The sequence below is a fragment of the Mesorhizobium album genome (genome assembly GCF_033977205.1).
GTDB lineage: Bacteria > Pseudomonadota > Alphaproteobacteria > Rhizobiales > Rhizobiaceae > Mesorhizobium > Mesorhizobium album.
In genome coordinates this window covers 67512-85038 of sequence record NZ_JAVIIW010000009.1, presented here as the reverse complement: position 1 = coordinate 85038, position 17527 = coordinate 67512, and the positions used below count along the sequence as shown (strand labels likewise).

At 63.5% G+C, this 17527-nt stretch carries 19 protein-coding genes; 7 read left to right on the top strand and 12 right to left on the bottom strand.

Annotated elements, in window-relative coordinates; translation table 11 throughout:
• Window positions 1-20: 20 nt before the first annotated feature.
• From RFN28_RS10160 to rpsD, 4 genes are all read right to left on the bottom strand, one after another.
• Window positions 21-428: a UCP034077 family protein gene (locus tag RFN28_RS10160; protein ID WP_320287214.1), complete on the bottom strand. Its 408-nt coding sequence runs from the start codon at window positions 426-428 to the stop codon at window positions 21-23.
• A gap of 71 nt (window positions 429-499) precedes the next feature.
• Window positions 500-1327, bottom strand: coding sequence for an inositol monophosphatase family protein (locus RFN28_RS10155; RefSeq protein WP_320287213.1), 828 nt, complete (start codon window positions 1325-1327; stop codon window positions 500-502).
• Complete coding sequence (gene ttcA, locus RFN28_RS10150; protein ID WP_320287212.1) at window positions 1317-2228, bottom strand: tRNA 2-thiocytidine(32) synthetase TtcA; 912 nt, start codon at window positions 2226-2228, stop codon at window positions 1317-1319. The genes RFN28_RS10155 and ttcA overlap by 11 nt, the downstream gene beginning before the upstream one ends.
• Before the next feature lie 108 nt (window positions 2229-2336).
• A complete protein-coding gene (gene rpsD, locus RFN28_RS10145) occupies window positions 2337-2954 on the bottom strand; it encodes a 30S ribosomal protein S4 (protein WP_278202326.1) in 618 nt (205 codons plus the stop codon).
• A gap of 406 nt (window positions 2955-3360) precedes the next feature.
• Here rpsD and RFN28_RS10140 point away from each other — a divergent pair, with 406 nt between their 5' ends.
• Window positions 3361-3564 carry a hypothetical protein gene (locus tag RFN28_RS10140; RefSeq protein WP_320287211.1) on the top strand — a complete coding sequence of 68 codons (204 nt, stop codon included), beginning with the start codon at window positions 3361-3363 and terminating at the stop codon, window positions 3562-3564.
• Between the two features lie 131 nt (window positions 3565-3695).
• Here the strand turns inward: RFN28_RS10140 and RFN28_RS10135 are convergent, their stop codons facing one another.
• The 4 genes from RFN28_RS10135 to RFN28_RS10120 form a co-directional block, all read right to left on the bottom strand.
• The gene (locus tag RFN28_RS10135; protein WP_192253902.1) at window positions 3696-3878 is read right to left on the bottom strand and encodes a DUF3008 family protein; all 183 of its coding nucleotides are present in this window, start codon (window positions 3876-3878) and stop codon (window positions 3696-3698) included.
• Window positions 3879-3935: 57 nt separating this feature from the next.
• Window positions 3936-4736 (bottom strand): glutamate racemase, encoded by an 801-nt coding sequence (gene murI, locus RFN28_RS10130; RefSeq protein WP_320287210.1) that lies wholly within the window; start codon window positions 4734-4736, stop codon window positions 3936-3938.
• A gap of 117 nt (window positions 4737-4853) precedes the next feature.
• Window positions 4854-5462: a hypothetical protein gene (locus RFN28_RS10125; protein ID WP_320287209.1), complete on the bottom strand. Its 609-nt coding sequence runs from the start codon at window positions 5460-5462 to the stop codon at window positions 4854-4856.
• Between the two features lie 80 nt (window positions 5463-5542).
• Complete coding sequence (locus tag RFN28_RS10120; protein WP_320287208.1) at window positions 5543-6382, bottom strand: RNA methyltransferase; 840 nt, start codon at window positions 6380-6382, stop codon at window positions 5543-5545.
• 207 nt (window positions 6383-6589) lie between these two features.
• Here RFN28_RS10120 and RFN28_RS10115 point away from each other — a divergent pair, with 207 nt between their 5' ends.
• Genes RFN28_RS10115 through RFN28_RS10105 form a run of 3 tightly spaced genes read left to right on the top strand, consistent with a single transcriptional unit; the run spans window position 6590 to window position 9170 of the window.
• Window positions 6590-7801 carry an NADP-dependent isocitrate dehydrogenase gene (locus RFN28_RS10115; protein WP_320287207.1) on the top strand — a complete coding sequence of 404 codons (1212 nt, stop codon included), beginning with the start codon at window positions 6590-6592 and terminating at the stop codon, window positions 7799-7801.
• Between the two features lie 2 nt (window positions 7802-7803).
• The gene (locus RFN28_RS10110; protein ID WP_320287206.1) at window positions 7804-8538 is read left to right on the top strand and encodes a hypothetical protein; all 735 of its coding nucleotides are present in this window, start codon (window positions 7804-7806) and stop codon (window positions 8536-8538) included.
• Window positions 8539-8543: 5 nt separating this feature from the next.
• Window positions 8544-9170: a glutathione S-transferase family protein gene (locus RFN28_RS10105; RefSeq protein WP_320287205.1), complete on the top strand. Its 627-nt coding sequence runs from the start codon at window positions 8544-8546 to the stop codon at window positions 9168-9170.
• Between the two features lie 249 nt (window positions 9171-9419).
• On the opposite strand, the gene alaS is transcribed toward RFN28_RS10105, so the two are convergent.
• Together alaS and recA are read right to left on the bottom strand one after the other, a co-directional pair.
• Window positions 9420-12089: an alanine--tRNA ligase gene (gene alaS, locus RFN28_RS10100; protein WP_320287204.1), complete on the bottom strand. Its 2670-nt coding sequence runs from the start codon at window positions 12087-12089 to the stop codon at window positions 9420-9422.
• Between the two features lie 402 nt (window positions 12090-12491).
• Window positions 12492-13589 (bottom strand): recombinase RecA, encoded by a 1098-nt coding sequence (gene recA, locus RFN28_RS10095; protein ID WP_320287203.1) that lies wholly within the window; start codon window positions 13587-13589, stop codon window positions 12492-12494.
• A 281-nt stretch (window positions 13590-13870) separates the two neighbouring features.
• Between recA and RFN28_RS10090 the strand changes: the two genes are divergently transcribed.
• Together RFN28_RS10090 and RFN28_RS10085 are read left to right on the top strand one after the other, a co-directional pair.
• Window positions 13871-14809 (top strand): carbohydrate kinase family protein, encoded by a 939-nt coding sequence (locus tag RFN28_RS10090; protein ID WP_320287286.1) that lies wholly within the window; start codon window positions 13871-13873, stop codon window positions 14807-14809.
• Between the two features lie 50 nt (window positions 14810-14859).
• On the top strand, window positions 14860-15777 hold the full coding sequence (locus RFN28_RS10085) for a pseudouridine-5'-phosphate glycosidase (protein WP_320287202.1): 918 nt from the start codon (window positions 14860-14862) through the stop codon (window positions 15775-15777).
• A 250-nt stretch (window positions 15778-16027) separates the two neighbouring features.
• On the opposite strand, the gene RFN28_RS10080 is transcribed toward RFN28_RS10085, so the two are convergent.
• Window positions 16028-16351 carry a TfoX/Sxy family protein gene (locus tag RFN28_RS10080; RefSeq protein WP_320287201.1) on the bottom strand — a complete coding sequence of 108 codons (324 nt, stop codon included), beginning with the start codon at window positions 16349-16351 and terminating at the stop codon, window positions 16028-16030.
• Window positions 16352-16440: 89 nt separating this feature from the next.
• Between RFN28_RS10080 and RFN28_RS10075 the strand changes: the two genes are divergently transcribed.
• Complete coding sequence (locus RFN28_RS10075) at window positions 16441-16938, top strand: GFA family protein (protein WP_320287200.1); 498 nt, start codon at window positions 16441-16443, stop codon at window positions 16936-16938.
• A 133-nt stretch (window positions 16939-17071) separates the two neighbouring features.
• Here the strand turns inward: RFN28_RS10075 and sufA are convergent, their stop codons facing one another.
• Entirely contained in the window at window positions 17072-17452 is a 381-nt protein-coding gene (sufA, locus tag RFN28_RS10070; protein ID WP_320287199.1) for a Fe-S cluster assembly scaffold SufA, read from the bottom strand.
• Window positions 17453-17527 lie beyond the last annotated feature (75 nt).

Below are 17527 nucleotides of genomic sequence, written 5' to 3'. Positions count from 1 at the left end.
GAACCCGCCGTTGGATGTATTCAGGATTTGCGTTCTGCTGCCGCGGTGAAGCGCGGGGAAAGTATGCGCCCTGCGATCGCCTCGCCCATGCTTTCAGTAAAGAGCAATGGCAGAGCTTTATCGAGAGCCTCGAGGACGGAAGCAACGAAAGCTCTATTCAGTCTGTCGTCCGGTCCCAACTCGGAGAAGGTGGCGCGTGGCTTGCCGATAAGTGTTCCGTCTCGGCGAAGCGAGAACCGTAGTGTCAAGGATAGACCAGCAGTTCCATGAGGCGGCTGCCAGCAGGCATAGATGGCAGCCGACATTTCCGCTATGGAGTTGATGGGATCGCGGTTGCCGCAAGCGCGTTGCTGCGCTGTCGCTTCGTCGAGACCGGCGACCATAGCGATGGCAAGAGCAAGAGCGACCATCGCGGACCGAGGGCTCATTCGCATCTCCGATGCTTACGGTCCTGTCGATCTTTCCGTCAACCGTCAGAACTCCGCCGGCAGCGTCGATCCTAATCTGCCCAGAGCTCGCGGCGCAGTTCGTCCCAGCTGTCTTTATCCGGCGCTACGAGCAGGCTGCCGTCGACATGCGACGGCAGATAAGGATTGCCGTCGATCCGCGCTGCATGGCCGCCGGCTTCCCGATGGATGAGCACGCCGGCCAGGTGGTCCCACGGCATCAGCTTATTGTAGACGACGAAATGCGCGTGGCCGCTGGCCAGCAGCCGATATTCGTGCGCGGCGCAGCGATAGCCGAATTGCGACAACGCCTTGGTCTGGTTGCGTGCGAGCCGCGAGCGCTCCGGCTCTTTCAGAAACTGCCAGGAAACCGCGCCCGTCATCTCAGAGATCGGCACCGGTTCGGCAACCCGCACCTTCTCCAGCGCGCCATGCGCATGGCGGATATGGCTGCCCGCGCCCTTGGAGCCGATCAGCCAGTCCTTGCCCACCGGGTCGTGGATGATGCCGGCAACCGTCTCGCCCCCGACCACCGCGCCGAGCATGACGCCGAACAGCGGCACGCCGGAGGCGAAATTGAAGGTGCCGTCGACCGGATCGATGACGAAGGCAAGCGCGGCGTCGCCGAGACCCTTGAGCAGGGCCGGATTGTCGGAGCAGGCCTCCTCGCCGATGATCATCGCTGAAGGGTAACGCTCACGCAGCCTGGCTGTGATCAGCCGTTCAGCGTTCACATCCGCCTCCGTCACCAGATCGGCGGCGGAGGTCTTCTGGCGGACATCGCCCTCGCCCAGCCGGCGGAAGCGCGGCATGATTTCGGCCCTGGCTGCATCGGCGAGAAGGTCGGCCAGCCAGTCGATCGCGCGGTCGTCAAATGTCATCGGAAATGTCTTGCCCTGTGGTGAGGCCGGCATCGAGCGCGGCGAAGTCGAAGAGTTTTCGGTCGAGCAGGTGTGAGGGCCGCACATTGGTCATGGCGCGAATCATCGTATCCTTGCGGCCGGGCATGCGCTTCTCGATGTCGTCGAGCATCGCCTTCATCGCATTGCGCTGCAGCCCTTCCTGGCTGCCGCAGAGGTCGCAAGGGATGATCGGGAACTTCATGGCGTTGGCGAATTTCTCGAGGTCAGCCTCCGTGCAATAGGCAAGCGGACGCAGAACCATCACGTCGCCCTCGTCATTGATCAGCTTGGGCGGCATGGCGGCGAGACGCCCGCCATGGAAGAGGTTCATGAAGAAGGTTTCGAGGATGTCCTCGCGGTGGTGGCCGAGCACCAGGGCGGCGCAGCCCTCCTCGCGCGCGATGCGGTAGAGGTGCCCGCGCCTCAGCCGCGAGCAGAGCGAGCAATAGGTGCTGCCTTCGGGTAGCTTGTCGGTGACCACCGAATAGGTGTCCTGGTACTCGATGCGGTGCGCAATGCCGTTGGCGCTGAGATAGTCCGGCAGGATGTGTTTTGGAAAATTCGGCTGGCCCTGATCGAGATTGCAGGCCAGCAGCTCGACCGGCAGCAGCCCGCGCCATTTGAGGTCGAGCAGCAGGGCAAGCAGGCCATAAGAATCCTTGCCGCCGGAGAGCGCCACAAGCCAGCGCTCGCCTGGCTTCACCATGGTGAAGTCTTCGATCGCCTGGCGGGTAAGCCTCAAGAGCCGCTTGCGCAGCTTGTTGAACTCGACCGACGACGGCACGTCGCGAAACAGCGGATGAAACCCGCCCTCGTCCTCGTCGGCGATCGGTTCAAGCGATTTGATGCCAAGTGATTTGGTATCTGGCAGCATGTTCATGGCGCAAATGCCCCACGGTCTTCGTTACGGCCCGGCTTAGCGGACATGGCACACAAAGAAAAGGCCGCCTCGAGGGCGGCCTTGGATGGTATCGCCGATTGGCTTCTATCAGCGCGAATAGAATTCGACGACCAGGTTCGGTTCCATCTGCACGGCGAACGGAACGTCCGAGAGGCCCGGAACGCGGCCGTAGGTCGCGGTCATCTTGTTGTGGTCGGCCTCGATGTAGTCCGGCACGTCGCGCTCGGCCAGACCAACCGATTCCAGCACGATGACGAGCTGCTTCGACTTCTCGCGCACCTCGATGACGTCGCCCGGCTTGCAGCGGTAAGAGCCGATGTTGACGCGCTTGCCGTTGACGTTGACGTGGCCGTGGTTGACGAACTGACGGGCAGCGAAGATGGTCGGCACGAACTTGGCGCGATAGACGATCGCGTCCAGACGCGACTCGAGCAGGCCGATCAGATTCTCGGAAGTGTCGCCCTTGCGGCGGTTGGCCTCTTCATAGACCTTGCGGAACTGCTTTTCCGAAACGTCGCCATAGTAGCCCTTCAGCTTCTGCTTGGCGCGCAGCTGCAGGCCGAAGTCGGAAAGCTTGCCCTTGCGGCGCTGGCCGTGCTGGCCGGGGCCGTACTCACGCTTGTTGACCGGGGACTTCGGGCGGCCCCAGATGTTTTCGCCGAGACGGCGGTCGATCTTGTATTTCGCGGATTCGCGCTTGCTCATCGCATTCCCTTTCAAGACAATATACCCGGAACCCCATGGCTCCAGGCGAAGGAAACGCGCCCTCCTCTGGCCTCCGTTTTCGAGACCTGACAGGGTTTTCCACGCGACGCGACGGAAAACCCACGGGACACGTCAGTTCGAACAAGACCGCCGACAGACTGGCTTCCGGTGAGGTCCTGCCCATGCAAAAGAAACCACCGGGCGTCGCCACCCGGTGTTGGTGGTCCTGTTAAACAGAGATTTAACTGCTGTCAAGCTTGTGACTGGCGGCCCGGCGGGCGACCCTGTAACAATTCAGCGTTGCATGCGGTGCTGGCGGACGGCATCAGGGCGGGGTGCAATCATTTGGACGTTAGCTCGCCCTGACACTTGATGAAGGGACTGGAGCAGAGGAGTCCGAATTCTAATGAAGAAGTTCTTCCTTGCCCTGACCGGAGCCGCGGTGTTGGCGGGATCGATGACGGTCACCACGCCGGAGCCTGCCATGGCAAGACACTGGCACGGCCACAGGCAGGTCTGCCGCGTCGTGGTGACGAAAAGGGTCGTCTGGCGGCACGGCCACCGTCACGTCGTCCGCTACAAGGTGCGGCGCTGCTGGTGGCGCTGGTAATTGCTGACCTAATCCAATCCAGACGAAGCCCGCGGTTCATCCCGCGGGCTTTTTCATCAGGAGCGCCCGCGGCGCGTGCAGACGCCGGCACCACTCTCGTGGTTGCCGGGAAAGCAGCCCGCGATAAGCCCTTACGACTTCTTGTTGGGCAGGCCCTTGCGCTTGGTTTCGGCGAACTCCTCGAGCTGCTTTTCGCTCATCGATTCATACATGTCGCGCGAAGCGCCCTTGAGTTCGCTCTTCTTAATCTCGCCGCGCTTGGCCGCAAGCGCCGCGCCGGCAGCCTTTTGCTGAGCTTGCGATGTGGCAGGCATGGTGGTTTCTCCGTTGTTGTAAAGAGAAACGCTGCGCCATAGGCCGCAGTTCCAGCCCTAACGCGCGGTCAATCCAAAGCCTTGGATGAGCCGTCTCGTAGCGAAATCCGTCTTGCCCGAGGTGAAGAGGGCGATATCGGGCTCGTTCTCGCCCGACGGTTCGCTGACGGGCTCCAGCAGCGACATCGCGCGCCGCGCGATCGCTTCGGCCGGATCGATCCAGTCGACGGGCCAGGGCGCCGTCTTGCGCATGCGGTTGGCGAGAAACGGGTAATGCGTGCAGGCTAGCACAACGATGTCGGTGCGATTGCCGTCGCGCTCGATGAAACAGGGCGCGATCTCGGCGCGCACCGCCTCCTCGTCGACAAAACCCTCGCGCATATAGATCTCGGCCAGTCCGGCGAGCCGGTCGCTGCCGACCAGTCGGACATGGCATTTCTGCGCCCACTTGCTGATCAGGTCGCGCGTGTACTGGCGCTTCACGGTGCCCGGCGTCGCCAGCACCGACACCAGGCCGGAACGCGTGCGCTCCGCGGCCGGCTTGATCGCCGGCACGGTGCCGACAAAGGGATGACCGGGGAATTTTTCGCGCAGCGCGTCGATCACCAGGGTCGAGGCGGTGTTGCACGCGATCACCGAAATCGCCGGCTGCAGCCGGTCGAGCAATTTGCCGAACAGCGAAAGGATGTGCTCCTTGAGCGCCGGCTCCTCCCAGGCGCCATAAGGGAATGCTGCGTCGTCGGCGACATAGACGAAGCGCCGATCCGGCATCAGGACTCGCGCTTCGCGCAGCACCGTCAGCCCACCGACGCCGGAATCGAACATCAGGATCGGACGATGGGTTGGTTGATCGTTCATTGTCATCGGACCAGAAGCAAACCTTGGCCCGTGATTTGGCCAACGTGGCTTCTATCCTGAACGATCATGGTGTTGAAATGGCAAATGCCAGCAGCTTTTGCACAGCCTTGAAACGGCTCAGAGTCCGCGCTTGCCGAATCCGGCCGGCCGCGGCCGGCCAAGCGGCTGCGGTGCCGGCGCCGAACGCGCGGCAGGCGCAGCGGCACGCGGAGTGGCTGGGGCAGCAGCCGTGGCTGTCCGTTCGGCGCGCGTCGGCGCCGGCACGGAACCGTCGAAATCGAAGGCGGACGTGAGCTCGTCGATGTCGCTGCCGGCGACCGGCTTCGCCCACAGGATCGTGGCCCAGAGGCCGAAAATGGAGAGGCCGAGCAGGTTCAAGCCACTTGGTGCGCTCTCTGGATTGCCGAAATCGATCACCAGCAGTGTGCCGGCCTGCAGGAAGGCGTAGATGCCGGAAAAGACGATATAGGTCCACAGGATCCACTTGGCCCCGTTGGCGTCGCGGCTGCGGCGCCAGGCTATGTTGCCGCGCAGCGCAACGAAGATCAGGGACACCACGAGAGCAGCGCCGGCCAAGCCTTGCCGCGAATGCCCCGGCATCGAATTGATCAATCCTGCGAAGCCGATCGTTCCGGCAATGCAGAGCACGATCGCCACTGCCTCCGCCATGAACAGGCCGAGCGAATAGAAGAAAAAACGCAAACGGCCGATATTGGATGTGAACATTTGCCACCCCACCGTTCCAATAACGATGGGCCAGAACCGAATAATATTCGGTTACGTTAAAGGCTTGGGGGTTAGAGATTTCAACTTTCTTTGTCTGCCGCGCGCTTCCGCGCGGCGGGCAGCCGCCGCGGATCGTCGCCTGGCGAACCGTCGCCGCGCGGCATTGCCGGCGAAAACCGGTCGAGTGACGAGATGATGCCGCGCAGCACCTTGAGTTCCGGCTCGGCAAAACCCGCCCGAGTCAGCACGGCGCGCAGATTGTCGACCATCTTCGGCTTCTTTTCTTCCGGGCGGAAATAGCCGCGCGCTTCCAGCGCGCCTTCGAGATAGGCAAACAGGCTGTGCAGTTGTTCCTTGGTTGCGGGCACCAGCTCCGGTCCGGAGAAATTGGTCGCGGTCTCTTCGGCGAGGCCTGATTTCATCCATTCATAGGACATCAAGAGCACGGCCTGCGCGATGTTGAGCGAGGAGAAGCTCGGATCGACGGGAAAGGTCACGACCTCGTCGGCGAGGCCGACCTCTTCATTGTAGAGGCCGAAGCGTTCACGACCGAAGAGGATGCCGGTGCGCTGCCCAGCCTGCTCGCGGGCCCGGAGCGCCCTGCCCGCCTCCACCGGACCGCGCACAGGCTTGAAGCCGTCGCGCTCGCGCGCCGTGGTGGCGAAGACGAAGTTGAGGTCGGCGACCGCCGAGGCCAAGTCGTCGAACACTCTTGTAGCATCGATGACATGGTCGGCGCGACTGGCGGCGGCGCGCGCCTTCTCGCTCGGCCAGCCGTCGCGCGGATTGACCAGCCGCAGCTCCGAAAGGCCGAAATTCGCCATGCCCCGCGCAACCATGCCGATATTCTCGCCGAGCTGCGGCTCGACGAGGATGATCGCCGGTCCGGCGGTCTTGGCGGGATCCTTTGTGGTTGGCATGGCTCTCGGTAACCGGGGTTTGCGGCGTTTCGGCGTCCCCTGCCACATCCGGCCCGGAAAATGAAGCACTCACGACAGCGACGCCCGTGTATGGCGGCCTTATCGCGGTTTGCGCGCTCAAAAAGGCTTTGATATACGCTCCGCAACCCCGGCCGAAACCATGCGGGCAAGGCCGTTCAGATCCCCCAGCAACGAGGCATTCTTTCCATGGCGAAGATAAAGGTGGCGAACCCGGTCGTCGAGCTCGACGGCGACGAGATGACCCGCATCATCTGGCAGTTCATCAAGGACAAGCTGATCCACCCTTATCTCGACATCAAGCTCGACTATTACGACCTCAGCATCCAGCATCGCGACGACACCAACGACCAGGTGACCATCGACTCGGCCAACGCCATCAAGAAATACGGCGTCGGCGTGAAATGCGCGACGATCACACCCGACGAGGCGCGCGTCGAGGAATTCAAGCTGAAGAAGATGTGGAAGTCGCCGAACGGCACCATCCGCAACATTCTCGGCGGCACCATCTTCCGCGAGCCGATCATCATGAAGAACGTGCCGCGCCTGGTGCCCGGCTGGACCAAGCCGATCGTCGTCGGCCGCCACGCCTTCGGCGACCAGTACCGCGCCACCGACTTCCGCTACCCCGGCAAGGGCAAGCTGACGATCAAGTTCGCCGGCGAGGACGGCACAGTGATCGAGCATGATGTCTACGACGCGCCGAGCGCCGGCGTTGCCATGGCCATGTACAATCTCGACGAGTCGATCCGCGAATTCGCCCGCGCCTCGCTGAACTACGGCCTGCTGCGCAACTATCCGGTCTACCTCTCGACGAAGAACACCATCCTCAAGGCCTATGACGGCCGCTTCAAGGACATCTTCCAGGAAGTCTACGAGAAGGAGTTCGAGGCCGAGTTCAAGGCGCGCAAGCTCTGGTACGAGCACCGCCTGATCGACGACATGGTAGCCTCCAGCCTGAAATGGTCGGGCGGCTACATCTGGGCCTGCAAGAATTATGACGGCGACGTGCAGTCCGACACGGTGGCGCAAGGCTTCGGCTCGCTCGGCCTGATGACCTCGGTGCTGATGACGCCGGACGGCAAGACGGTGGAAGCGGAGGCCGCGCACGGCACCGTCACCCGTCACTATCGCCAGCACCAGAAGGGCGAGGAAACCTCGACCAACTCGATCGCCTCGATCTTCGCCTGGACGCGCGGTCTCGCCCATCGCGCCAAGCTCGACGACAATGCCGAGCTGAAGCGCTTCGCCGAGACGCTGGAAAAGGTCTGCATCCAGACCGTCGAGGCCGGCTTCATGACCAAGGACCTGTCGCTGCTGATCGGTCCCGACCAGCCCTGGCTGTCGACCACCGGCTTCCTCGACAAGATCGACGAGAACCTGCAGAAGGCCATGGGGTGAGGATGCGGACCTTGGCAGACAAGGTCCGCATCTGTGCGGCAAACAATGCCGATCTTTACGAAGCGGTGTTTCGGGCTCTCGGATTGAGGGAGCACCGAAATCCGTTCATTTGGTGGAGTGAGTCGCCGGCTCCGCCTTATTATTCCAATCTGACGACGTTGAATCCCGATCCTATCGAGCTTCAACTGAAAGCGATAAAGCAATTAAGTTTGGCGCTTGAAGGTCCCTTTGCAGTCAAGGACGGGTTTAGTCGGCTCGACCTCGCCGATCTCGGGTTCAAGCTTCTTTTCAGCGCAAGCTGGGTATGGGCTGATCCGGATAGTGCAATCGGCGACACCGGTGGTCGCATGGCAGTTGGATGGCGGCGCATCTGTGATGCCGATGCGCTCAGTGCCTGGGAAAATGCGTGGGCATTCGACAACCCAAGTGACCGACGTGTGTTCCCACCGGCAATACTCGACAACCCTGACGTTGCATTTTTTGGGCGCGTCACCACCGACGGCTTTGATGCCGGCTGCATCGTGAACCGCTCGCAAGAGGCAATGGGCTTATCGAATGTCTTTGCGAAAGGCAACGATGCTGAAACCGTCTATCGAGATGCCGCGAATGCAGCTTTTACCCAAGCCAACGGGCTTCCGCTCGTGGGCTACGAGCACGGTGACGCGCTGCAGGTCGCGCGCATAGCTGGCTTCGAACCGGTCGGGGACTTGCGCATTTGGCTTCAGCTTAGCAAGTGAACAGTTTGAACACCCCCCTCATCTACGGCGCCGACTACAGCGTCTATGTCCGTATCGTAAGGATGGCGCTGGAGGAGAAGGGCATCGACTATGAATTGGTGCCGCTCGACATCTTCGCGGCCGACGGCATTCCGGCCTGGTATCTCGAACATCACCCGTTCGGCCGCATCCCGGCTTTCGAGTATGACGGTTTTCGGCTGTTCGAGACCAGAGCGATCGCGCGCTACGTCGATGAGGCCTTCGACGGTCCGTCCCTGCAGCCTAACGACCCACGCGGCCGCGCGAGGATAAGCCAGATCGTGGGCCTGCTCGATGCCTATGGCTACCGCGCCATGGTCTGGGACGTCGCGGTCGAGCGGCTGGAAAAGGCGCCAGCTGACGAGGCGCTGATCGCGGGTGGCCTGACCCAGGCTGAGACGGTGCTGAAAGTGCTGACCTCACTGAAGACGAAAGGCCCATGGCTGCTGGGCGACCAACTGACGCTGGCCGATCTGCACGCCGCGCCGATCATTGCCTATTTCGTCAAGGTTGCCGAAGGACGCGACATGCTGGCGCGCTTTCCCGATATTCAAGCCTGGTATTCGCGCATGGCTGACCGCCCGAGCTTTGCCAAGACGGAGAAGGTCACCTGATTCCAGTGAGCTTGCTCGACGCCGGCGCCGCCCCTCATTGCCCTGCCGGGCATTTCTCCCCGTAAACGGGGAGAAAGAAGCCGGCCGCAACGCCGGCGCCTTTTCTGCAACGCTGGCGATTGGCGAAAGCCGTAATGACAGCCCCTTCTCCCCGTTCAACGGGGAGAAGATGGCGGCAGCCAGATGAGGGGCAGCGCCGCACTCGGAGGATAATAGGACCGGCCTGAGCTAAGCCGGTCACTTCGGTCTTCACGCCGCCTCGAGCGCGGCCCTCACCGCAGCAATCGCGTCATTGGCCCTGGAGGCGTCGGGGCCGCCGGCCTGCGCCATGTCGGGGCGTCCGCCGCCGCCCTGCCCGCCGAGCGCGGCGGAGGCGACGCGGACGAGGTCGATGGCGCTGAAGCGGCCGGTCAGGTCGTCTGTAACGGCGACCACCACGCTTGCCTTGTTGTCCTCGCCGGCGCCGACAAAGACGACGACGCCGGACCCAAGCGTCTTCTTGCCGGCATCGGCCAGCGGCTTCAGGTCCTTCGGCGCCACACCGCTGACCGCCTTGCCAAGGAAGCCGACACCGGCGACGGTCTCGTTGGTGGGCGGGGCATCGGACACGGCCGTGCCGGCGCCAAGCGCCAGCTTCTTGCGCGCCTCGGAAAGGTCCTTTTCGAGCTTCTTTCGCTCCTCGAGCAACGCCTCGACGCGCGCCGGCACGTCGGCCGGCGAGATCCTCAAGGTCGCCGCGGCGGCCTTGAGCCGCCTGTCCTGCTCGTCGAGATATTTGCGCGCCGCCTCGCCGGTCAGCGCCTCGATGCGGCGCACGCCGGCAGCGACCGCGCTGTCCGAAAGGATGCGCACCAGGCCGATGTCGCCGGTCGACTTGACATGCGTGCCGCCGCAGAGCTCGACCGAGTAGGGCCGGTTGGCCTTGGCGCCATGCAGGCCCGTGCCCATCGAAACCACGCGCACCTCGTCGCCGTATTTCTCGCCGAACAGCGCCATGGCGCCCTCGGCAATGGCATCATCGACAGACATCAGGCGCGTCGTCACCGGGCTGTTCTGCACGACGATCTCGTTTGCCATGCGCTCGACATCCTCGAGCTCGTCCGACGAGATCGGCTTGTTGTGCGAGATGTCGAAGCGCAGACGATCCGGCGCGACCAGCGAGCCCTTCTGCGCCACATGTGTGCCCAGCACCTCGCGCAGCGCCTCGTGGATGAGATGCGTCGCGGAATGGTTGGCGCGCAGCTTCGAGCGGCGCGCATGGTCGACCTTCAGTTCGACGGCCGCGCCGGTTCTGACCGTGCCGCTCGCCACCTTGCCGAGATGCACGAACAGGCCGTCCGCCTTCTTCTGCGTGTCGGAGACCTCGATCGAGAAGCCGTCACCGGAGATCACGCCGGTATCGCCCATCTGGCCGCCGGATTCGCCATAGAACGGCGTCTGGTTGACGACGACGGCAACTGCATCGCCCTGGCCGGCGCTGTCGACGGTCTTGCCGTCCTTGACCAGCGCCTGGATCAGGCCTTCCGCCTCTTCCGTCTCGTAGCCGAGGAAATCGGTCGCGCCCACCTTCTCGCGTACCGGGAACCAGACTGTCTCGGTCGCGGCTTCGCCCGAGCCCGCCCAATGCGCGCGCGCCTCAGCCCTCTGCCGCTCCATCGCATCGGTGAAGCCGGCGATATCGACCGAGATACTGCGCTGGCGCAGCGCGTCCTGCGTCAGATCGAGCGGGAAGCCGTAGGTATCGTAGAGCTTGAAGGCCGTCTCGCCGTCCAGCATGTCGCCGGCGCCGAGCTTTTCCGTCGCCTCCGACAGCAGGCCAAGACCGCGCGCCAGCGTCCTGCGGAAGCGCGTCTCTTCGAGCTTCAGCGTCTCGGTGATCAGCGCCTCGCCGCGGCCGAGCTCGGGATAGGCCTGGCCCATCTCGCGCACCAGCGCCGGCACCAGCTTCCACATCAGCGGCTCCTTGGCGCCCAAGAGCTGCGCATGGCGCATGGCGCGGCGCATGATGCGGCGAAGCACATAGCCGCGGCCTTCATTGGAGGGCAACACGCCGTCGGCCACCAGGAAGGAGCATGAGCGCAGGTGATCGGCGATCACGCGAAAGGATGCGACGTTCTCCTTGCTGGGACCGTGCCCGAGCGCCGAGGACGCGGCATCGATCAGGTGCTGGAACAGATCGGTCTCGAAGACGCTCTCCACCCCCTGCAGGATGGAGGCCATGCGCTCCAGGCCCATGCCGGTGTCGATCGACGGGCGCGGCAGGTCGATGCGCTCGTCCTTCGTCACCTGCTCATACTGCATGAACACCAGGTTCCAGAATTCGAGGAACCGGTCGCCGTCCTCTTCCGGGGTACCGGGAGGGCCGCCCCAGATGTGCTCGCCGCGGTCGATGAAGATCTCCGAGCACGGCCCGCAGGGGCCGGTGTCGCCCATCGCCCAGAAATTGTCGGAGGTCGGGATCCGGATGATGCGGTCGTCGGAGAAGCCGGCGATCTTCTTCCAGTAGCCCGCCGCCTCGTCATCGGTGTGATAGACGGTGACCAGGAGCTTGTCCTTCGGCAGGCCGAATTCCTTGGTGATCAGGTTCCAGGCTAGTTCGATCGCGCGCTCCTTGAAGTAATCGCCGAACGAGAAATTGCCGAGCATCTCGAAGAAGGTGAGATGGCGCGCGGTGTAGCCGACATTGTCGAGGTCGTTGTGCTTGCCGCCGGCGCGCACGCTCTTCTGCGCCGTCGAGGCGCGCGAATAGGGACGCTTCTCCAGGCCGGTGAAGACATTCTTGAACTGCACCATGCCGGCGTTGGTGAACATCAGCGTCGGATCGTTGCGCGGCACCAGCGGGCTGGAGGCGACGATCTCGTGACCCTCCTTGCGGAAGTAGTCGAGGAATGTCGACCGGATCTCGTTCACGCCACTCATGGATCTGCCTTTTTCTCGCGAGAACCGCCGGCCTGGCCGGCGGCAAATGGGCTTTTCGTGTTTCAGAAGATGGATTGGCCTTTTAGCCGTAGCTCTTGACCCTGTCTAGAAACACGGATCGAGGCATGTCGCCCAAAGGTGCGTGGCGGTTGTGGGAGAACGACATGCTTGAAGAATGACGTAAAGCGCGTCGCCACAATCCGTTCCAACGCGACGCGCGTTAGGCCAATCAGCGAGGTCAGCTGGCTGCATCCGCGTTACCGCTAACGCAAACCGCCGGCGCGAGGGCCGGCGGTTCGGGACGCAATACTAAAACTCGATTACATAAGCATATGCCGATATAGCAGGATTGTGGCCAAACTCCGACTATTCGGACGGGAACCGCTCCCGGAATTGCTGGCCTCACATCGCGCCGGCTTCGTCCCCGTAACCGTCGTCGCCGCCTTCGGAGCCGCCATTCTCGAGGAATTTCTCGGCGATCAGGCCGGCATTCTGTCTCAGCGCCATCTCGATCTCGCGCGCCGTGTCGGGATTGTCGCGCAGGAACAGCTTGGCGTTCTCGCGGCCCTGGCCGAGACGCTGCGAATTGTAGGAGAACCAGGCGCCCGACTTCTCGACCACGCCGGCCTTGACCCCGAGATCGATCAGCTCGCCGGTCTTCGAGACGCCCTCGCCATACATGATGTCGAACTCGACCACCTTGAAGGGCGGGGCCAGCTTGTTCTTCACCACCTTGACGCGGGTCTGGTTGCCGACCACCTCGTCGCGGTCCTTGACCGAGCCGATGCGGCGGATGTCGAGGCGCACCGAAGCGTAGAACTTCAGCGCGTTGCCGCCGGTGGTGGTTTCCGGCGAGCCGAACATGACGCCGATCTTCATGCGGATCTGGTTGATGAAGATGACCATGGTGTTGGAGCGCGAGATCGAGGCGGTGAGCTTGCGCAGCGCCTGGCTCATCAGGCGGGCCTGGAGACCAGGCAACGCATCGCCCATCTCGCCCTCGATTTCGGCGCGCGGCGTCAGCGCCGCCACCGAATCGACCACCAGCACGTCGATGGCGCCGGAACGCACCAGCGTGTCGCAGATCTCCAGCGCCTGCTCGCCGGTGTCGGGCTGCGAGATCAGGAGGTTTTCCAGGTCGACGCCGAGCTTGCGGGCATAGACCGGATCGAGCGCGTGCTCGGCATCGACGAAGGCGCAAATGCCGCCCTTCTTCTGGGCTTCGGCAACTGTATGCAGCGCCAGCGTCGTCTTGCCCGAGCTTTCCGGCCCGTAGATTTCGATGATGCGGCCGCGCGGCAGGCCGCCGACGCCGAGCGCGATGTCGAGGCCGAGCGATCCCGTCGGCACGGTTTCGATCTCGACGACCTGCTCGTTCGTGCCGAGCCGCATGATCGAGCCCTTGCCGAAGGCGCGCTCGATTTGCGACAGCGCCGCATCCAGAGCCTTTGATTTGTCCACTGCCTTATCCTCTACAAGCCGCAAAGTATTCTGAGCCATGATACATCACCCCTTGGTCGTCAATGAAGGCCGGACAATCCGTGATCCCTGGTGTTTTGTACCTTTTTTGTTCTCATTTGGCAAGGGGCGATAAATAACTGAAAAACAATCAATATCTGGATTTGTTCTATTTTTGTCTCACCAGGACTAGAGCGGATTGGCGCTGCTGACCCAAAAAGACTTCGACATCCCGCCGGCCCGAATCGCGGCCCCGATTGCGGGGTGACGCGCAGAAACCTAGTGTGCGCGCGCGAACAATCAACGAAGGTTTCCACCCCGGCATGCCGACATCTCCAAAGATCCTGGCGCTCGGCGGCGCCCATATCGACCGGCGCGGCCAGGTCTCGGGCACTTACGTGCCCGCCGCCTCCAACCCCGGCATCATGCGCGAGGATGTCGGCGGCGGCGTCTTCAACGCGCTGCGCAGCGTGGTGAAGCGCGGCGTGTCGGCTTCGCTGCTTTCGGTGCGCGGCGGCGACGCGGCGGCGGAGACGGTCGCATCGGCGATCGCCGGAGCCGGCATCGCCGACCTTTCGGTGGTGTTTCTCGACCGCACGACGCCAAGCTATACGGCACTGATCGACAGCGAAGGCGAGCTGATCGTCGGCTTCGCCGATATGGGCCTCTACGACCTCGCCTTCCCCAAGCAGATCCGCCGCGCCAAGGTGCGCGAGGCGATCGCCGAGGCGGACGCGATTCTCTGCGACGCGAACCTGCCGACGGCAGCGCTCGAGCGCCTCGTCGCGCAGGCCGGCGGCAGGCCGGTCTTCGCCATCGCCATCTCGCCGGCCAAGGTGGTGCGGCTGATACCGTTGCTGGGCTCTTTCTCGCTGCTGTTCATGAACCGCCGCGAGGCAGCGGCATTGGCCAGCGCAGACATCTCCGGCCCGGATCTTGTCAAGGAGCTCAGGCGGATCGGCCTCACGGCAGGCGTGGTCACCGCCGGCAGCGCCCCGGTGCTTGGCTTCGACCAATCCGGTGTCTTCGCCATCGACCCGCCCGCACCGCGACGGGTCGCCGACGTGACCGGCGCCGGCGATGCGCTGACCGGAGCCACGGTCGCCGCACTGCTGCGAGGCCTGCCGTTGCGGGCAGCATTGCGCGAAGGTGTTGCCGCGGCGATCCTCGCCATCGAGAGCGCCGAGGCGGTACCCTCCTTCACGACCGCCAGTTTCGGCCAGGCGCTTGCCCTTGTGCCGGAGGCACGGGAGGTGGCATAGGGCCGCCAGATCATCTTGCCGGAGTGTTTTCTCCGGATTGGAGAACAGACATGACACCCGAAACCGCCCGCCCCTTCATCGATATCCATCCGCCGGTAGCGGAGGCGCTCGCCGCCGGGCGGCCAGTGGTGGCGCTGGAAAGCACCATCATCACCCATGGCATGCCCTACCCCGACAATGGCGCGATGGCCGCCAAGGTCGAGCAGATCATAGCGGGCAGCGGCGCTGTGCCGGCGACGATCGCGGTGGTCAACGGCCGCATCAAGATCGGCCTGTCCGACGGCGAGCGCGAATCGCTTGCCATGACCGGCGACGCCATGAAGCTGTCGCGCGCCGATCTCGGCTTCGCCGTCGCTCAAAGGCGCACTGGCGGCACAACGGTGGCGGCTACAATGATCGCCGCGCATATGGCCGGCATAAAGGTGTTTGCGACCGGCGGCATCGGCGGCGTCCACAAGGGCGCCGAAAAGAGCTTTGATATCTCGGCCGACCTCGACGAGCTGGCGCGCACACCGGTCATCGTCGTCTCGGCCGGCGCCAAGGCGATCCTCGATATCGAAAAGACGCTGGAAGTACTGGAAACGCGCGGCGTCCCAGTCATCGGCTACGCTTGCGAGACAATGCCGGCCTTCTGGTCGAGGCAGTCGCCCTTCCGCGCGCCACTGACGCTGCACGCGCCGCAGGACATCGCGCATTTCTACCGGACACGCGAGGCGCTCGGCCTGGGCGGCGGCATTCTGGTCGCCAATCCGGTGCCGCAGAATGATGAGATTCCGGCCGCGGAGATGGACGGCTATATCCAGGCGGCGCAAAAGGCCGCCGAGGCGCAGAGCGTCACCGGCAAGGCGGTGACGCCGTTCCTGCTGTCAAAGATCCTGGAGCTCACCGGCGGCCGCAGCCTCAAGACCAACATCGCGCTGGTCGAGAACAATGCCCTGCTGGCGGCGGAGATTGCCAAGGCGCTGTAGGTTCGTGCGTTCGACGGCAGGAGGCTGAACGCCACTGCCTCGTTCCTTCACACCCCCCTCTGGCCTGCCGGCCATCTCCCCCGCAAGGGGGGAGATCAGCAGCTTCACCGCCGACGCTCTTCTCGCAACGTCGGCGATTGGCGAAATCGGCGGTGACGACCAATCTCCCCCCTTGCGGGGGAGATGTCCGGTAGGACAGAGGGGGGTGGGCGGGAACTCGGCGTTTGCAAAAACCGCCTTAACTCAAACGTCATCGCCCCGCCCTTCGTCCCGCTTCATAGGCGCGGCGCGCCCAGACAGCCATCTCGTCGGGATCGTCGAAGGCGCTGTCCGGCACGCTCCAATAGGGCATCGCCACCTCCTTGCCGTGGCGCGAGCCGGTATAGGTCCACTGGCTGCAGCCGGCAGCCTCGAAATCCGGGATGCTCTTTTCGTCGGCCTTCAGCATCAGCTCGCCGCGCACGACCACCGCGACGATGACGCCGTCGCAATAGATGCCCTTGCCGCCGAACAGCTTGCGGATGCTGATCGGTCCAAGGCTTTCGAACAATTCCCGAAGGTGCTCATCGTCCATGCCGCCATCATCTCATCCGGCATGGGCCTTGTCATCGCCGCAACCAAAGGCATGCTGACAGGTTGAGACACCAGAACGGAGTTCCCGCAATGCCTGTCCTGCTCAAAGGCTCCTGCCGCTGCGGCGCCGTCAGCTTCGAGGTGGACAGCCACACGCCCGTGCCGTTCATGCTTTGCTACTGCTCGATCTGCCGCAAGCAGCAGGGCGGCGGCGGTTTTGCCATCAACCTCGGCGCCGACTACGAGACCATGAAGATCAGGGGCAAGCGCAACCTTGGCGTCTACCGCGCCGAGATCGAGGACGACGAGCATCCGCATTGCGAGGTATCGACAGGCGAGCGCAATTTCTGCAAGAAATGCGGTTCGGCGCTCTGGCTTTACGACCCCACCTGGCCGGACCTCGTCCACCCCTTCGCCTCGGCGATCGACAGCGACCTGCCGAAGCCGCCCGAAAAGGTGCATCTGATGCTGAAATACAAGGCCAACTGGGTCGAGCCGGTGATCGGCAAGAACGACAAGGTGTTCGATGTCTATCCCGAGGAGTCGATCGCCGACTGGCACAAGCGGACAGGGATGTGGGTGGATTAGCCTTCTTCGCCCCGTTTACGGGGAGAAGATGCCGGCAGGCAGATGAGGAGCGGCGCGAACCTTAGAGAGGCTGCCGCTGCCCCTCATCCGGCCCTTCGGGCCACCTTCTCCCCGTAAACGGGGCGAAGGGAGATCAGGCCGAAGCGCGCGCCTCGGCAAGCGCCTTGAGGTCGGCCGGCTTCAGCTCGACGGATTCGCCGCAGCCGCAAGCCGAGCTCTGGTTCGGATTTCTGAAGGTGAAGCCGGTGCGCAGCGTCGTCTGCTCGAAATCCATCTCGGTGCCGAGCAGGAAGAGCGCCGCTTCCGGCGCTACATAGACATGCGCACCGTCGCGCTCGACATGGTCGTCCTTGGCGCTCGGCTCGGTCACCAGATCGATCGTGTATTCCATGCCGGCACAGCCGCCCTTGCGGATACCGAGGCGAATACCATGCGCGTTGTCGCGCGCGGCGACGATCTCGCGCACCCGGTCTGCGGCCTTGTCGGTCATCGTGATGACGGCGAAGCGTCCCATGTCATTCTCCACGTTCGCGCGGGTTCAAGGCCCGCGGAATGAGTCTGCCCTTAAGATGGTGAAGTTTCACCTTTG

Coding starts and splice junctions, on each gene's coding strand:
- RFN28_RS10120 (WP_320287208.1), bottom strand. CDS start 6,382: ATGCCAACCACAAAGGATCCCGCCAAGACCGCCGGACCGGCGATCATC.
- RFN28_RS10085 (WP_320287202.1), top strand. CDS start 14,860: ATGACACCCGAAACCGCCCGCCCCTTCATCGATATCCATCCGCCGGTA.
- rpsD (WP_278202326.1), bottom strand. CDS start 2,954: ATGAGCAAGCGCGAATCCGCGAAATACAAGATCGACCGCCGTCTCGGC.
- RFN28_RS10080 (WP_320287201.1), bottom strand. CDS start 16,351: ATGGACGATGAGCACCTTCGGGAATTGTTCGAAAGCCTTGGACCGATC.
- RFN28_RS10155 (WP_320287213.1), bottom strand. CDS start 1,327: ATGACATTTGACGACCGCGCGATCGACTGGCTGGCCGACCTTCTCGCC.
- RFN28_RS10160 (WP_320287214.1), bottom strand. CDS start 428: ATGAGCCCTCGGTCCGCGATGGTCGCTCTTGCTCTTGCCATCGCTATG.
- RFN28_RS10140 (WP_320287211.1), top strand. CDS start 3,361: ATGAAGAAGTTCTTCCTTGCCCTGACCGGAGCCGCGGTGTTGGCGGGA.
- RFN28_RS10075 (WP_320287200.1), top strand. CDS start 16,441: ATGCCTGTCCTGCTCAAAGGCTCCTGCCGCTGCGGCGCCGTCAGCTTC.
- RFN28_RS10090 (WP_320287286.1), top strand. CDS start 13,871: ATGCCGACATCTCCAAAGATCCTGGCGCTCGGCGGCGCCCATATCGAC.
- sufA (WP_320287199.1), bottom strand. CDS start 17,452: ATGGGACGCTTCGCCGTCATCACGATGACCGACAAGGCCGCAGACCGG.
- RFN28_RS10110 (WP_320287206.1), top strand. CDS start 7,804: ATGCGGACCTTGGCAGACAAGGTCCGCATCTGTGCGGCAAACAATGCC.
- RFN28_RS10115 (WP_320287207.1), top strand. CDS start 6,590: ATGGCGAAGATAAAGGTGGCGAACCCGGTCGTCGAGCTCGACGGCGAC.
- ttcA (WP_320287212.1), bottom strand. CDS start 2,228: ATGAACATGCTGCCAGATACCAAATCACTTGGCATCAAATCGCTTGAA.
- recA (WP_320287203.1), bottom strand. CDS start 13,589: ATGGCTCAGAATACTTTGCGGCTTGTAGAGGATAAGGCAGTGGACAAA.
- RFN28_RS10125 (WP_320287209.1), bottom strand. CDS start 5,462: ATGTTCACATCCAATATCGGCCGTTTGCGTTTTTTCTTCTATTCGCTC.
- alaS (WP_320287204.1), bottom strand. CDS start 12,089: ATGAGTGGCGTGAACGAGATCCGGTCGACATTCCTCGACTACTTCCGC.
- RFN28_RS10135 (WP_192253902.1), bottom strand. CDS start 3,878: ATGCCTGCCACATCGCAAGCTCAGCAAAAGGCTGCCGGCGCGGCGCTT.
- murI (WP_320287210.1), bottom strand. CDS start 4,736: ATGAACGATCAACCAACCCATCGTCCGATCCTGATGTTCGATTCCGGC.